This is a genomic window from Streptomyces sp. DT190, assembly GCF_049846985.1.
Classification (GTDB): domain Bacteria; phylum Actinomycetota; class Actinomycetes; order Streptomycetales; family Streptomycetaceae; genus Streptomyces.
In genome coordinates, this window is sequence record NZ_JBNCNM010000002.1 from 180,137 (window position 1) to 194,160 (window position 14,024).

14 protein-coding genes are annotated in these 14,024 nt (G+C 70.8%); 7 read left to right on the plus strand and 7 right to left on the minus strand.

All coding sequences use genetic code 11. The features are described from left to right. Positions 1-77: 77 nt before the first annotated feature. Complete coding sequence (hisC, locus tag ACPXCS_RS04270; RefSeq protein ID WP_425944373.1) at positions 78-1,157, minus strand: histidinol-phosphate transaminase; 1,080 nt, start codon at positions 1,155-1,157, stop codon at positions 78-80. Between the two features lie 431 nt (positions 1,158-1,588). On the opposite strand from hisC, the gene ACPXCS_RS04275 reads away from it, so the two are divergent. The 3 genes from ACPXCS_RS04275 to ACPXCS_RS04285 all read left to right on the plus strand — a co-directional run bounded on the left by ACPXCS_RS04275 (position 1,589) and on the right by ACPXCS_RS04285 (position 5,120). Continuing rightward, positions 1,589-2,701, plus strand: coding sequence for a LacI family DNA-binding transcriptional regulator (locus ACPXCS_RS04275; RefSeq protein WP_425944372.1), 1,113 nt, complete (start codon positions 1,589-1,591; stop codon positions 2,699-2,701). A gap of 277 nt (positions 2,702-2,978) precedes the next feature. Further along, on the plus strand, positions 2,979-4,067 hold the full coding sequence (locus ACPXCS_RS04280; protein ID WP_425944371.1) for a metallophosphoesterase: 1,089 nt from the start codon (positions 2,979-2,981) through the stop codon (positions 4,065-4,067). 183 nt (positions 4,068-4,250) lie between these two features. Further along, positions 4,251-5,120 carry a hypothetical protein gene (locus ACPXCS_RS04285; protein ID WP_425944370.1) on the plus strand — a complete coding sequence of 290 codons (870 nt, stop codon included), beginning with the start codon at positions 4,251-4,253 and terminating at the stop codon, positions 5,118-5,120. Between the two features lie 379 nt (positions 5,121-5,499). Here the strand turns inward: ACPXCS_RS04285 and thiC are convergent, their stop codons facing one another. After that, positions 5,500-7,284 carry a phosphomethylpyrimidine synthase ThiC gene (thiC, locus tag ACPXCS_RS04290; RefSeq protein ID WP_425944369.1) on the minus strand — a complete coding sequence of 595 codons (1,785 nt, stop codon included), beginning with the start codon at positions 7,282-7,284 and terminating at the stop codon, positions 5,500-5,502. Between the two features lie 350 nt (positions 7,285-7,634). Further along, positions 7,635-8,261 (minus strand): hypothetical protein, encoded by a 627-nt coding sequence (locus ACPXCS_RS04295; RefSeq protein WP_425944541.1) that lies wholly within the window; start codon positions 8,259-8,261, stop codon positions 7,635-7,637. Between ACPXCS_RS04295 and ACPXCS_RS04300 the strand changes: the two genes are divergently transcribed. Then, a complete protein-coding gene (locus tag ACPXCS_RS04300) occupies positions 8,175-9,539 on the plus strand; it encodes a YibE/F family protein (RefSeq protein ID WP_425944368.1) in 1,365 nt (454 codons plus the stop codon). The two genes, ACPXCS_RS04295 and ACPXCS_RS04300, sit on opposite strands and share 87 nt — an antisense overlap. A gap of 93 nt (positions 9,540-9,632) precedes the next feature. Here ACPXCS_RS04300 and ACPXCS_RS04305 read toward each other — a convergent pair whose 3' ends face one another. From ACPXCS_RS04305 to ACPXCS_RS04320, 4 genes are all read right to left on the minus strand, one after another. Then, positions 9,633-10,067: an SsgA family sporulation/cell division regulator gene (locus ACPXCS_RS04305; RefSeq protein ID WP_031115219.1), complete on the minus strand. Its 435-nt coding sequence runs from the start codon at positions 10,065-10,067 to the stop codon at positions 9,633-9,635. Positions 10,068-10,166: 99 nt separating this feature from the next. Beyond that, positions 10,167-10,880 carry an IclR family transcriptional regulator gene (locus tag ACPXCS_RS04310; RefSeq protein ID WP_425944531.1) on the minus strand — a complete coding sequence of 238 codons (714 nt, stop codon included), beginning with the start codon at positions 10,878-10,880 and terminating at the stop codon, positions 10,167-10,169. A gap of 334 nt (positions 10,881-11,214) precedes the next feature. Beyond that, entirely contained in the window at positions 11,215-11,427 is a 213-nt protein-coding gene (locus tag ACPXCS_RS04315; RefSeq protein ID WP_425944367.1) for a DUF5326 family protein, read from the minus strand. Between the two features lie 155 nt (positions 11,428-11,582). Further along, on the minus strand, positions 11,583-11,900 hold the full coding sequence (locus tag ACPXCS_RS04320) for a cupin domain-containing protein (RefSeq protein WP_425944366.1): 318 nt from the start codon (positions 11,898-11,900) through the stop codon (positions 11,583-11,585). Between the two features lie 60 nt (positions 11,901-11,960). Here ACPXCS_RS04320 and ACPXCS_RS04325 point away from each other — a divergent pair, with 60 nt between their 5' ends. From ACPXCS_RS04325 to ACPXCS_RS04335, 3 genes are read left to right on the plus strand one after another with little or no spacing between them, the layout of a single operon-like run. Further along, positions 11,961-12,338 (plus strand): phage holin family protein, encoded by a 378-nt coding sequence (locus tag ACPXCS_RS04325; RefSeq protein ID WP_425944365.1) that lies wholly within the window; start codon positions 11,961-11,963, stop codon positions 12,336-12,338. 6 nt (positions 12,339-12,344) lie between these two features. Next, positions 12,345-12,836 carry a low molecular weight protein-tyrosine-phosphatase gene (locus ACPXCS_RS04330; protein ID WP_425944364.1) on the plus strand — a complete coding sequence of 164 codons (492 nt, stop codon included), beginning with the start codon at positions 12,345-12,347 and terminating at the stop codon, positions 12,834-12,836. After that, a complete protein-coding gene (locus ACPXCS_RS04335; protein WP_425944363.1) occupies positions 12,833-14,017 on the plus strand; it encodes a cystathionine gamma-lyase in 1,185 nt (394 codons plus the stop codon). Before ACPXCS_RS04330 ends, ACPXCS_RS04335 begins: the two co-directional genes overlap by 4 nt. Positions 14,018-14,024: the final 7 nt, after the last annotated feature.

Sequence of the window (14,024 nt, forward strand, 5' to 3'; positions counted from 1 at the left end):
GAAACAGGCGCCCGGATACGCGACGAGCCGGCCGGCGCCCAGCGCCGACCGGCTCTCTCCGCTGCCCTGCTCCGTCGCTAGAGCTCCTTGTGGAACCCTTCCGCCACCTTCAGGAAGATGTCGTTCGCCTCGGTCTCTCCGACCGTCACCCGCACGCCCTCGCCGGGGAACGGCCGGATCACCACACCGGCCTGCTCACACGCCTCCGCGAAGGCCACCGTGCGCTCCCCCAGCCGCAGCCACACGAAGTTGGCCTGCGTCTCGGGAACCGTCCAGCCCTGGGCGCGCAACCCGTCGACCACACGGGTGCGCTCGCACACCAGCGAGCCGACCCGCCCCAGCAGCTCGTCCTCGGCCCGCAGCGAGGCGATCGCCGCCTCCTGCGCCAGCTGCGTCACGCCGAACGGCACGGCTGTCTTGCGCAGCGCCGCCGCCACCGGCTCATGGGCGATCGCGAATCCGACCCGCAGGCCGGCGAGGCCGTACGCCTTGGAGAAGGTCCGCAGGACGCAGACGTTGGGCCGGTCGCGGTACAGCTCGACGCCGTCCGGCACCTCGGGGTCGCGGATGAACTCGCGGTAGGCCTCGTCGAGCACCACCAGGACGTCTCCGGGGACCCGGTCGAGGAAGCGTTCCAGCTCCGCCCGCCGGACCACCGTGCCGGTCGGGTTGTTGGGGTTGCAGACGAAGATCAGCCGGGTGCGGTCGGTGATCGCGTCGGCCATCGCGTCCAGGTCGTGCACGTCACCGTCGGTCAGCGGCACCTGGACCGAGGTCGCGCCGCTGATCTGCGTGATGATCGGGTACGCCTCGAAGGACCGCCAGGCGTAGATCACCTCGTCGCCGGGGCCGGAGGTGGCCTGGACGAGCTGCTGGGCGACGCCGACGGAGCCGGTACCGGTGGCCAGGTGGGTCAGCGGCACGCCGAACCGCTCGGACAACTCGTTCATCAGCCCGGTGCAGGCCATGTCCGGGTAGCGGTTGAAGGTGCAGGCCGCTGCCGTCACGGTCTCCATCACGCCGGGCAGCGGCGGATAGGGGTTCTCGTTGGAGGACAGCTTGTAGGCCACCGGCCCGCCGGCCGCGGCCGGCTTGCCCGGCTTGTAGGTGGGGATCCCCTCCAGCTCGGCGCGAAGCTTCGGGCTCGTCTCGCTCACCGCAGTCCTCCTCGCGAAGACCGGCGGCCCATGACCGCCGCCGACATCCAATACTCCTCACCTTATGAGGATTCGACGCCGCTGCGTATAGCCACGACGAACCGGCGGACGCCGGCCCCCCGCGTCCCACCGGCATCAGGGGCATCGCTGTACGAAGGCGTACGAATTCGGGGGCGCGCTGCACATATATCTACGCGCCGGTGGTGTACGCCGTGGCGCGCGTCCCCCGTGCAGGTGAGTTGAGACCTCTTCGCAACCTCGACCCCTTGGCAGGTCCGCGCGGGCCGACAAGTCACGTACTGGCATGAGAGCGTTCAACGCCCTTGCTTTCAACGGCAATTGAGCCTTAATGATCATGCAGAAACGTGCCTGTCAACGCGTGCATATGCGTCCGCACTACCCCACCGCATGAGCCCTACTATCGGCTCGCCATGACAGCAGCAGGGAAGCACCAGGTGAGCCGCGCGGAAACCTCACGGCGAGGCAGCCGGCCGGGTCGGGCGGGTATCAGAGACGTGGCCGCCGCCGCCGGAGTCTCCATCACGACCGTCTCCGACGCCCTCAACGGCAAGGGCCGGCTCCCGGACGCCACCCGGCGCCACGTCCGAGAGGTCGCCGACCGGCTGGGCTACCGGCCCTCAGCCGCCGCCCGGACCCTCCGTACCGGGAAGTCGGGCCTCATCGGCCTGACCGTGACCACGTACGGGGATGAACCTTTCACCTTCACCGAGTTCGCGTACTTCGCCGAGATGGCGCGCGCCGCCACCTCCGCCGCGCTCGCCCGCGGATACGCCCTCGTCATCCTGCCCGCGACCTCCCGCCACGACGTCTGGTCGAACGTCGCTCTGGACGGCACGGTCGTCATCGACCCCTCCGACCAGGACCCCGTCGTCAGCGAACTGGTCCGGCAGGGCCTCCCGGTCGTCTCGGACGGCCGCCCGGCCGGTGCGCTGCCGGTCACGGCCTGGGTGGACAACGACCACGAGGCCGCCGTCCTCGGCATCCTCGACCACCTCGCCGACGCCGGCGCCCGCCGCATCGGCCTGCTGACCGGCACGACCACCGACACGTACACCCACCTGTCGACCACGGCGTACCTGCGCTGGTGCGAGCGCGTCGGCCAGGACCCGGTCTACGAGGCCTACCCGGCGCACGATCCGTGCGCGGGCGCCGTCGCCGCCGACCGGCTGCTCGCCCGGCCGGACCGCCCCGACGCCGTCTACGGACTGTTCGACCCGAACGGCACCGACCTGCTGGCCGCCGCCCGCCGCTACGGCCTGCGCGTCCCCGACGACCTGCTGCTGGTCTGCTGCAGCGAGTCCACCGTGTACGCCAACACCGAGCCGCCGATCACCACGCTCTCCCTGAAGCCGCGCCGGATCGGCACGGCGGTGGTGCAGCTGCTGATCGACGCCATCGAGGGATCGGAATCCGACCACCCGGTGGAGCAGGTGATACCGACGGAGCTGATCGTGCGCACGTCGTCCCAGCGGCGCCCGCCGCGCACGACGGTCAGCCCGCCGCGCTCACCCGAGGAGACATAGGTCCCCGACCGGGCCGGAGGAGGGTCCCGCTCTGGGGAGAAACGGGGCCGGTCCCCCGGAGAGAAGGAAGCGTTCTCGCGAAGAGAGGAAGAGCGAGGACGGTCACACGGTGGTCGAAGCCCGTCTCAATCGGGGCGAAAGCCGCGGTGAAGTGGAGTCTTGCTCCGATTCACCACCCCTGGGTCATCACATGGCGCGATCCGCATTCCTATGATGGGCCCACGACACCGACGGGCCGCTACGACCAGGCAGTCCGATGCGGTGCAGATGCGGCGCGATGGTGGAGGGGTCGATGACTCAGGGGGCCGGTCAGGGACCCGAGGTGGAGCGGACGGCGACGTTGCGCGACTTCCGGGTGCCCGCGTACGTCCACGAGACCGGTCCGTACGTCCACAGCGTCCACCCCGGCGAGGTGGCCCCGCCACCCGAGGAGACCTACCCCGAGGGATACACGCCGACCCAGCGCGACCTTCCCGTCGTCAACCGGGGTGACACTGTCCAGGTGACCGTCGACCCCGAGACCGCCGCCGCGCCCGCCATCACCGGACAGGGCCCGCTGTACGTCGTGGGCGACGTGCACGGCTACCTCGACCAGCTGGTGGCCGCCCTCCAGGAGAAGGGCCTGCTGGACGCCGCCGGCCACTGGTGCGCGGGCACCGCCCGGCTGTGGTTCCTCGGCGACTTCACCGACCGCGGTCCGGACGGCATCGGTGTCATCGACCTCGTGATGCGGCTGTCCGCCGAAGCCGCGGCGGCCGGCGGCTACTGCAAGGCGCTCATGGGCAACCACGAGCTGCTGCTGCTGGGCGCCAAGCGGTTCGGCGACACGCCCGTCAACTCCGGCGCGGGCACCGCCACCTTCCAGGCGGCCTGGCTGCTCAACGGCGGCCAGAAGACCGACATGGACCGCCTCCAGGACCACCACCTGCAGTGGATGGCCCGGCTGGACGCCGTCGAGGAGGTGGACGGCCACCTGCTCGTGCACTCCGACACCACCGCCTACCTCGACTACGGCCGCTCCATCGAAGAGGTCAACGACACCGTCCGCGAGACGCTCACGCGCAACGACGCGGACGAGGTCTGGGACCTGTTCCGCAAGTTCACCAAGCGGTTCTCCTTCCGTGACGAGGGCGGCGCCGCCGCCGTGCGCTCCCTGCTCGATACGTACGGGGGCACCCGCATCGTTCACGGCCACAGCCCGATCCCGTATCTGCTGGGCGAGGTCGGCTCCGAGGAGGACGAGGAGAGCACCGACCCCGTCGTCGAGGGACCGCACGTCTACGCCGACGGACTCGCCATCGCGATGGACGGCGGCGTGACCATGGCCGGAAAACTGCTGGTCCAGCAGCTGCCACTGGCCACGTGACCGTCCGCCGGGCGGGTGTGTCCCGCCAGTGGACCGGACCGGTGAAGGGCCAATTTCGGTAAACCCCCTGTCACCGCCCACCGTCACCGCTCTACCATCGGCTTATCCGTAGCAGGCTCCCCTCCGTTTCTGCCCGACGGCTCGTCAGCATGCCGAGCCACAAGCCCTACGGAGCATCGGGGGATGCAGATGAACAGCGTTCCGCAGCACCTGCTGAGTGAGGACCGCCAGGATTACGAGCGGATCCTCGATGAGGCGCTGCGCTCCGCACCACACCGCCCGGAACTGGCCGCCGTCGGACAGCGGCTCAACTCCGAACAGCTGCGCACGATGGCGCTGAACGCCACCGCGCTCATCACGGCCGCCGCGTCGGCCGAGTACCAGCACTACGTCAAGGTCCGCGACGAACTCCGTCAGCCGGCGTCGTCGAGCTCGCCGTCCGTGCGCGAGTCCGGCTCGGGTGAGCCGGGCGCGGGCGGGTCCGGGTTCGCGGCCACCATGGGGGAGGTCGCCGCCGAAACCGCCGGCGCCGGGGCCATCGCCGTCGTCGCCGTCCTGGCGCCCGTCCTGGCCGGGACCGCCGCGGCGATCTTCCTCCTGGTCGGCTACATCCTGCAGATGCTCGACCCGGACCAGGGGTTCGCCCGCACCATGCTCACCACGGGCTGGGTCTTCGGCGCCGTCACCGCGGTGGCGATCCTCGTCGCCGCCGTGGGACTGCTGCTCACCGCCCTGCGCAACAAGCCGACCGCCGAAAGCGGCCCCTACGGCGAGTTGCAGAGGGAGGTCGAGCAGGCCAGAGAGGCCTGGCGGGAAGCACTGGTGGAGCGCGGCATCCTGCCCTTCCTGCGGGAGGCCCTCGCCGACCCCGGCGCGGCCGCCGCGCTGCACCCCACGTCCACGACCGCGCCGGTCAGCCGCATGCCCCATCTCGGCTACGACCGCCCGGGCTTCAGCAGCCCGGACGACGGCAGCCGCGGCTCGCGGCCGAGTTTCAGCAGCCCGGACTACACCAGCCCGGACTTCGGCGGACCCGAGCACCAGCCGGAGTAGCCGTCGCTGCCCAGCCAGGGCGCCCGACGGTTTGCGCTCCCCTCGCGGGCACGAGCTCCAGGGAGCGCAATCCGGGCACCCCGGCCCGCCTTCCTCACAGGCGGCGGAGGACCTGTGCCTCCACCGCTCGACCACGCGGCGGCTGAAAGCGTGCACCAGCGCGAGGTGTTCCAGCGCGGGTGCCATCGGGCACACCGGTGGATCCGGTCGTCGCGGAGCAGGTACCGGACGGCTGCTGGAACAGCACGGCGCACACCATGCCGGGGACGGCGCCCACGGCGCCCGTGCCCACATCGATCCCGTCCAGGTCAGCGACCTTGGGGATCTCGGGCCGGGCAGGCGCCGCCGTGCTGGTTCCGTGACGGGCCGGGAGGCCCGGTCAGTCCGCGATGGGCAGATACACGCGGTTCCCGCTCGCCGCGAACTCCTTCGACTTCAGAGCCATGCCCTCCTCGATCTCGGTCCGGCTGCCGCCGTGCTCACGGCGGATGTCCTGCGAGATCTTCATGCTGCAGAACTTGGGACCGCACATCGAGCAGAAGTGGGCCGTCTTGGCGGGCTCCGCCGGGAGCGTCTCGTCGTGGAACTCCCGTGCCGTGTCCGGGTCGAGGGCCAGGTTGAACTGGTCCTCCCACCGGAACTCGAAACGGGCGTCGGACAGCGCGTCGTCCCACTCCTGCGCGCCCGGGTGCCCCTTGGCCAGGTCGGCCGCGTGGGCGGCGATCTTGTAGGTGATGACGCCGGTCTTCACGTCGTCGCGGTTCGGCAGGCCCAGGTGCTCCTTGGGCGTGACGTAGCAGAGCATCGCCGTGCCCCACCAGGCGATCATCGCGGCGCCGATGCCGGAGGTGATGTGGTCGTACGCCGGCGCGACGTCCGTGGTCAGCGGGCCGAGCGTATAGAACGGAGCTTCATCGCAGATCTCCTGCTGAAGGTCGATGTTCTCCTTGATCTTGTGCATCGGGACGTGGCCCGGGCCTTCGATCATGGTCTGTACGTGGAAACGCTTGGCGATGCGGTTGAGTTCCCCGAGCGTCCTCAACTCGGCGAACTGCGCCTCGTCGTTGGCGTCCGCGATGGAGCCGGGCCGCAGGCCGTCGCCGAGGGAGTACGTGACGTCGTACGCGGCGAGGATCTCGCAGAGCTCCTCGAAGTTCTCGTAGAGGAACGACTCCTTGTGGTGGGCGAGGCACCAGGCGGCCATGATCGAGCCGCCGCGGGAGACGATGCCGGTCTTGCGGTTCGCCGTCAGCGGCACGTACGCCAGGCGCACGCCCGCGTGGACCGTCATGTAGTCCACACCCTGCTCGGCCTGTTCGATGACCGTGTCCTTGTAGATCTCCCAGGTCAGTTCCTCGGCGCGGCCGTCGACCTTCTCCAGGGCCTGATACAGCGGCACGGTGCCGATGGGGACGGGGGAGTTGCGCAGCACCCACTCGCGCGTGGTGTGGATGTTGCGGCCGGTGGACAGGTCCATGACCGTGTCGGCGCCCCAGCGGGTCGCCCAGGTCATCTTCTCGACCTCCTCCTCGATGGAGGACGTCACGGCCGAGTTGCCGATGTTGGCGTTGACCTTCACCAGGAACCGCTTGCCGATGATCATCGGCTCGATCTCCGGGTGGTTGACGTTGGCCGGGAGTACCGCCCGGCCCGCCGCGATCTCGTCGCGCACGACCTCCGGCGACACGTTCTCCCGGATGGCCACGTACTCCATCTCGGGCGTGATCTCGCCGCGGCGGGCGTACGCGAGCTGGGTGACGGCCTTGCCGTCCCGGCTCCGCCGCGGCTGGCGCGGCCGCCCGGGGAAGACGGCGTCGAGGTTGCGCAGGCCGCCTCGGGGTGAGGTGTGCTTGATGCCGTCGTCCTCGGGACGGACGGGGCGGCCCGCGTATTCCTCGGTGTCGCCGCGGGCGATGATCCAGTTCTCGCGCAGCGGCGGCAGGCCCCTGCGGACGTCGGTCTCGACCAGTGGATCGGTGTACGGGCCGGATGTGTCGTACAGGGTGACCGACTGCCCGTTGGTGAGATGCACCTGACGGACCGGCACCCGCAGGTCAGGGCGGTTGCCCTCGACATACGCCTTGTGCCAGCCGATGGACTTCCCGGCCTCCTCGGACTGTCCGTCCTGAACGGAGGCAGGCGTGCGTGCGTCCTTGTTGGTCATGTGACCTACTCCCTACGCCGGCATTACCCGGTAACAGGTTCGGCGGTCGACGCAGCGGCTTCCGTCTGCCGACGTTCCGTGTGAAACATCACTCGACTTCGGTGATGTTTCATGTGAAACATCGCTGGGACGGAGGTCAGCGCCCTCTCAGCCCGGTGCTCCGAGCTCCCGCGTGTACAAAAGGTGCCTCCACGCTAGCGGCAATCTTGGCGCGGTGAACAGAGGGCCCCCGTCGTTCTTGCGATGATCGGTCGGTGACCACGACACAGCGCCCTCCGTACCCTCCGCCCGAACCGCCCCGCGGATCCGGCGCCGGACACGGCAACGGCCCTGGTGACGGCCGAGATGCCTCAGCCGGGGCCGGGCACGGTCCTGCCCGCGGACAGGGGCGCGGGCACGGCCAGCAGTCGGGGGGCGGGTCCGAGCCGCGGAACAGCAGCGGGCCCGCGCCGCGGGCCACGGGCGGATCCGGGCCGCCGAGCACCGGCGGACCCGGGCCGCTGGGCAACGGCGGGTACGCACCGCGCGCCGGTGGCGGGTACGCGCCCGACGGCGATGGCGCGTACGCGGCGCGGGGCGACGGCGGTCGCCACGGCCCGAGAAACGGCGGCGATCACGGGCGGCCGGGTTCCGGCAACGCGTACCAGCCGAGTTCCGGCAACGCGTACCAGCCGGGTTCCGGTGGCGGGTACGGCCGGGGAGACAGCGCCGGTCACGGCCACGGGCCCGCGTCCGGAGGTGGCCACGGCCATGGCCAGGGCGGCGGATACGGCGAGGGCGGCGGATACCGCCCGGGCGCCGGTGAACGCCCGGGTGACGCTTTCGGTGGCGGTCAGGGCTCGGGCTCCCCCGGGCCGGGTTCCGGCCCCGGGGGCGGCGGTCAGGGCCCCGTGCCCGGCGGCGGTGGTCAGGGCGCCGGTGGCGATGACGGCCACGGTCACGGCCACGGGCCCGTGCCCGGCGGCGGACACGGTCACTCGCACAGCCACGGTCCGGCCACGCCCGTCTCGATGCATCTGCGCAAGGTCATCGCGGCGATCCTGATCCCGTTCGCCGCGGCCGTGCTGGTCGGTCTCGCCGTGCTCTGGCCCGGCGGCGCCCCCGAGCACGAGCGCACCGGCGTCGGTTTCGACCGGCAGACGCAGCAGGCCACGGTCACCGAGGTCGTGGACGTCAGCTGCAAGGAGGCCGGGGCGTCGGGGGTCCCGCCGACCGGTGACACCTCCACCGCCGAGGGCTCCTCAGCGGTGCAGCAGGAGAACGGCACCTGCAAACGGGCGACGATCCGGGTCGACAGCGGCAAGGACAAGGGCCGCACCTTCACCGAGATCGTCCAGCCGGACCAGTCCCGCCAGTTGGAGAAGGGCCAGGAGGTCGTGGTCGCCTACGAGCCCTCGGCGCCCAGGGACCTTCAGTACTCGGTCACGGACGTCAACCGGCGGGTGCCGCTGGCGCTGCTCGCCGGCATCTTCGCGCTGGCGGTCGTGGCCGTCGGGCGGCTGCGGGGCGTCATGGCGCTGGTCGCCCTGGCCATCAGCTTCATGGTCCTGAACCTGTTCATCCTGCCCGCGATCCTGCAGGGCTCGAACCCGCTGGTCGTGGCGGTGGTCGGCGCGAGCGCCATCATGCTCATCGCCCTCTACCTGTGTCACGGCCTGTCCGCACGGACGTCCGTGGCGGTGCTCGGCACCCTCGTCTCGCTGCTGCTGATCGGCGTCCTCGGCTCGGTGTTCATCGGCTGGGCCGCGCTCACCGGCAACACCGACGACAACACCGGTCTCATCCACGGGCTCTACCCGACGATCGACATGAGCGGTCTGCTGCTCGCCGGCGTCATCATCGGCTCGCTCGGCGTCCTCGACGACGTGACGGTCACCCAGACGTCCGCGGTCTGGGAGTTGCACGAGGCGAATCCGTCGATGGGCTGGCGCGGGCTGTACCGCGCGGGCATCCGGATCGGCCGCGACCACATCGCCTCGGTCGTCAACACGCTCGTCCTCGCGTACGCGGGCGCCGCGCTGCCGCTGCTCCTGCTGTTCTCCATCGCGCAGAGCGGTGTGGGCACGGTGGCCAACAGCGAACTGGTCGCGGAGGAGATCGTGCGCACGCTGATCGGTTCGATCGGTCTGGTCGCGTCGGTGCCGGTCACCACGGCCCTGGCGGCGCTGGTGGTCTCGGCCGACCGGCCGGGAGCGGAACCCGCGGTGGAGACCGCCACGGTGCGCGCGGGGCGGGGCCGGCGCCGCAAGCGCTGATCCCTCCGGGGGGGGGACGCACACGGAGAAGCGTTCCTGCACGGCTCGGCGGCGTCCGGTGAAGCGTTACTCCACCACGCCGCCGGCCGGGTCTCACCCGGCGCCCTGCTCCGCGAGGATGCGGTCGAGGGCCTCGTCGAGGTGGGCGTCGAAATCGGCGAGCGAACCCTCCTGGCCCAACGGGACCAGCTTGTCCGTGCGATCGAGAAAGGCGACCAGCGGTGCCGTCGAGGACCTGAACAATGCCTGGTCGCTGCCCACCTGAAGGCGGATCAGCACCTCGCCCAACGCGTCCGGTTCGACCGGCGTGACCCGCACATCGCCCTCGCCGCACGGTCTGCCGACGCCGTCGATCAGCAATTCCCGCCCGAAAGCCCAGGTCACCGGGGCATCACCGGGCAAGTGAAAGGTCAGCCGCACGGCATAGGGATCACTGGTCTCATAGCGCAGCTCCACCGGAATGCGAAAGGAGAGCTCCTCGGACACGAGGAAGCTCATCATGACCTCTGCTTGTACGGACTCGCGCATCGCTAACCCCGTCATTCGCCGTCGACTGGCCGGGTACGAACCTCTGACATCTGGTGGAATCTTGCTGAACGTACACACCAGATCACAAGGAGTGAGTTTTCACATACTGATAGAGAGCGCGAGCGAGCCGATGAGCCGCCCGATCTCGTTCTGCAACTGCCGGGCCGCGGGCAGCAGGCGGTCGGACTGGTGGGCGGGCAGGGAGATGGCCACCGTCGCGGCGGTGGTGCCCAGGGTCAGCGGGATCGCCGCGCACACCGCGCCCAGCGCGTACTCCTGACGTTCGATCACCGGTTCCATCCGGCGGATCCGCTCCAGGCGCCGCAGCAGGCTGTGGTTGTCCCGCACCGTGTACGGCGTGAGGGGCTGCACCGGGTAGCGGTCCAGGTGGTCGCGGCGGGCCTCCTCGTCCAGCTGGGACAGCAGGCACTGCCCGATGGCGTGGGCGTGCCCCGTCTCCCGGAAGCCGGCCCACTCCTCGACGGCGGGGTTGGCGGGCGTGTCGGAGACGCACATGACCTCGATCTCGCCCTCGCGGTAGACCGCGTAGTACACGGGCGCGCCGAGCGCGTCCCGCCAGCGCGCGAGGGCGTCCACGACCGTGCTGCGACGTTTCTGCCGTGCTCCGCTGCTGCTCAGCAGCTCGGCCGCGGCCCCGAGGAAGAACAAGCCCTTGTCCCGGCGCAGATAGCCCTCGTGCACCAGCGTGCGCAGCAGGTGGTACGTCGTGGGCAGCGCCAGCCCGGTCTCGCGGGCCAGTTGCTTGGCGGGGGCGCCGTACTCGTGCCGGGCGACGGTCTCCAGCAGACGCATCGCGCGCTGCACGGATCCGATGAGGGTCGCCGGGGGCGGGGAGGGGGGTGGGGGCGCGGAGGGGACCGCCGATCTGGGTTGCGCGGGGACGGTGTGGAGGTGGACAGGGGCGGTGTCAGCCGGGACCAAGGGTCACTCCCGAGGCGCGAGGGGGCAGCCCGTGCGGGGAACACGGGTGGGGGTGTACGCCGCTCGCGGGGATGTCCCCGCGTCGAGTTCCGGACTCTATTCGTCTGCTACCGCGCGCAGACCGCCCCGAGGGGAAACTTCCCCCGGCCGAGGGAACCGGTGATTCCAGGCGTTTCCCGCTACCCCCACCGGTTTCCCATCCGTCTCACCAGTCGCTGCGCGACGAGGAGCGGGCCGTGAACTTCCGTACGACGTACATCAGTCCTCCGACCAGCGCCACGAAGACCAGCACCTTGAAGAGCAGTCCGATGACGAAGCCCACCACGCTGGCGATCAGCCCTCCGAACACGACGAGGGCGATGACCGGCACCGCGACCCACTTCACCCACCACGGCAGTCCCGCGAAGATCTCTCGCATCGCCCTCGTCCTCACCTCTCCGCCCGCTCGAGTGCCGGGTCCTGTCGGTCCTTGATGTCCTGCACTCGATGCTAGGTCCGGGACGGGGTGCCACGGGGGCCCCGCACCCCTTGTCCTCCCCTGACCGGTCCCCTAGGGAACCCGGGGACGGCCCCTCAGCTCTCCGGCGGAGAGAAGACCACCATGACCCTCAGGTCCTCGGTGATGTGGTGGAACTTGTGGGCCACGCCGGCCGGCACGTAGATCACGCTGCCCCGCGCCACCTGGGTCGTCTCCATGCCCACCGTGATCGCGGCCCGGCCGCTCACCACGAAGTAGACCTCGTCCTGATCGTGCGGTTTCTGTGGATCCTGCGCGCCCGCGTCCAGGGCGTACAGGCCGACCGACATGTTCCGCTCCCGCAGAAACTGCAGGTAGGCGCCGTCGTTGGCGGCACGCTCCGCCTCCAGTTCATCCAGCCGGAATGCCTTCATCGCCTGGTCCGCCCCTGCCTCTTGTGCCCTTGTCCGATCAGGTCTGCCACGATCAGACACATGAAGAATTTCCTAGTCAAGACGATCGCCAACGCGGGTGCCCTGGCGGTCGCCGTCTGGCTGCTCGACAAGATCACCCTGACCGGTGACAGCACGGGCAAGAAGGTCGGCACCCTGATCGTCGTCGCGCTGCTCTTCGGCCTGGTGAACTTCCTGGTCAAGCCGGTCGTCAAGCTCCTCAGCCTGCCGCTGCTGATCCTGACCCTGGGTCTGTTCACCCTGGTCGTCAACGCGCTGATGCTGCTGCTCACCTCGTGGCTGGCCGACGTGCTCGACCTGAGCTTCCACGTGGAGGGCTTCTGGACGGCCGTCCTGGGCGGCCTGATCATCTCGGTCGTCTCCTGGGCGCTGCACGTCGTCCTGCCCGACGAGGACTGAGCACTCATGACGTACCGGGTCTGTTTCGTCTGCACGGGCAACATCTGCCGCTCCCCGATGGCCGAGGCCGTCTTCCGCGCGCGGGTCGCGGAGGCCGGGCTCGACGACGCCGTCGAGGTGGACAGCGCCGGCACCGGTGGCTGGCACGAGGGCGACGGCGCCGATCCGCGCACGGTGGCGGTGCTGGAGGAGAACGGCTACTCCGCGCACCACACGGCCCGGCAGTTCCAGCCGTCGTGGTTCTCCCGCCTGGACCTGGTGATCGCCCTGGACGCCGGCCACCTGGGGGCGCTGCGCCGTCTCGCGCCGACGGAGCAGGACGCGCGCAAGGTGCGGCTGCTGCGCTCGTACGACCCCGCCGCCGGCGACGACCTCGACGTGCCGGACCCGTACTACGGGGGTCCGGAGGGCTTCGAGGAGTGTCTTGAGATGGTGGAGGCGGCGAGCAGCGGTCTGCTCGCCGCAGTGCGCGAGGACATGGAGGGACGGGCGGCATGAGCGAATCCGCGACGGGTGGACGGGACGGAACGACGGGCAACGCGGGCCGGGCGGCCGCGGGACCCGGTGACGGCACGCGCGCCGTGCGGGCGGGACTGCCCGAGGCGGTCAAGTACGAGCCCACCCTGCCCGGTCCCGTGTTCGCCGCCCACTTCCACCTGCCGGGCGAGCCGACCGGCCCCTACACCTACGGCCGGGACGAGAACCCCACCTGGACGCTGCTGGAGCGCGCCGTCGCCGAGCTGGAGGCGCCCGGCCAGGACGATGCCGAGACGCTCGTCTTCGCCTCCGGCATGGCCGCGACCTCCGCGGTGCTCTTCTCCCAGCTGCGCGCCGGGGACGTGTGCGTGCTGCCCTCCGACGGCTACCAGGCGCTGCCGCTGGTCCGCGCCCAGCTGGAGACGTACGGCATCGAGGTGCGTACCGCGCCGACCGGCGGCGACGCCCAGCTCGACGTGCTGGACGGCGCGAAGCTGCTGTGGATCGAGACGCCGTCGAACCCGGGGCTCGACGTGTGCGACATCAGGCGGCTCGCCGAGGCGGCGCACGCGCGGGGTGCGCTGGTCGCCGTCGACAACACACTCGCGACCCCGCTCGGCCAGCGCCCGCTGGAGCTCGGCGCCGACTTCGCGGTGGCCAGCGGCACCAAGCAGCTCACCGGTCACGGCGACGTCCTCCTCGGCTATGTCGTGGGCCGTGACGCCGAGGCCATGGCCGCCGTGCGCCGCTGGCGCAAGATCGTCGGGGCGATTCCGGGGCCCATGGAGGCCTGGCTGGCGCACCGTTCGATCGCGACGCTGCAGATGCGGGTCGACCGGCAGTGCGCGACGGCGCTGACGGTCGCCGAGGCGCTGCGCGCGCGGCCCGAGGTGTCCGCGCTGCGCTACCCCGGGCTTCCCGAGGATCCCTCGCACCGGATCGCCGTGCGGCAGATGCGGCGGTTCGGCTGCGTGGTGTCGTTCACGCTGCCCACGCGCGCGCGTGCCGACCGTTTCCTCGAGGCCCTGCGGCTCGTGGACGACGCGACCAGCTTCGGCGGTGTGCGGTCCACGGCCGAACGGCGCGGGCGCTGGGGCGGGGACGCCGTGCCGGAGGGCTTCATCCGCCTGTCGGTCGGGGCCGAGGACCCGGACGACCTGGTGGCGGACCTCCTGCGCGCCCTGGACGCGTCGGCCTCCTGACCTTCCC

Coding starts and splice junctions, on each gene's coding strand:
- ACPXCS_RS04275 (WP_425944372.1), top strand. CDS start 1,589: ATGACAGCAGCAGGGAAGCACCAGGTGAGCCGCGCGGAAACCTCACGG.
- ACPXCS_RS04280 (WP_425944371.1), top strand. CDS start 2,979: ATGGTGGAGGGGTCGATGACTCAGGGGGCCGGTCAGGGACCCGAGGTG.
- ACPXCS_RS04285 (WP_425944370.1), top strand. CDS start 4,251: ATGCAGATGAACAGCGTTCCGCAGCACCTGCTGAGTGAGGACCGCCAG.
- thiC (WP_425944369.1), bottom strand. CDS start 7,284: ATGACCAACAAGGACGCACGCACGCCTGCCTCCGTTCAGGACGGACAG.
- ACPXCS_RS04305 (WP_031115219.1), bottom strand. CDS start 10,067: ATGCGCGAGTCCGTACAAGCAGAGGTCATGATGAGCTTCCTCGTGTCC.
- ACPXCS_RS04310 (WP_425944531.1), bottom strand. CDS start 10,880: ATGCGTCTGCTGGAGACCGTCGCCCGGCACGAGTACGGCGCCCCCGCC.
- ACPXCS_RS04315 (WP_425944367.1), bottom strand. CDS start 11,427: ATGCGAGAGATCTTCGCGGGACTGCCGTGGTGGGTGAAGTGGGTCGCG.
- ACPXCS_RS04320 (WP_425944366.1), bottom strand. CDS start 11,900: ATGAAGGCATTCCGGCTGGATGAACTGGAGGCGGAGCGTGCCGCCAAC.
- ACPXCS_RS04325 (WP_425944365.1), top strand. CDS start 11,961: ATGAAGAATTTCCTAGTCAAGACGATCGCCAACGCGGGTGCCCTGGCG.
- ACPXCS_RS04330 (WP_425944364.1), top strand. CDS start 12,345: ATGACGTACCGGGTCTGTTTCGTCTGCACGGGCAACATCTGCCGCTCC.
- ACPXCS_RS04335 (WP_425944363.1), top strand. CDS start 12,833: ATGAGCGAATCCGCGACGGGTGGACGGGACGGAACGACGGGCAACGCG.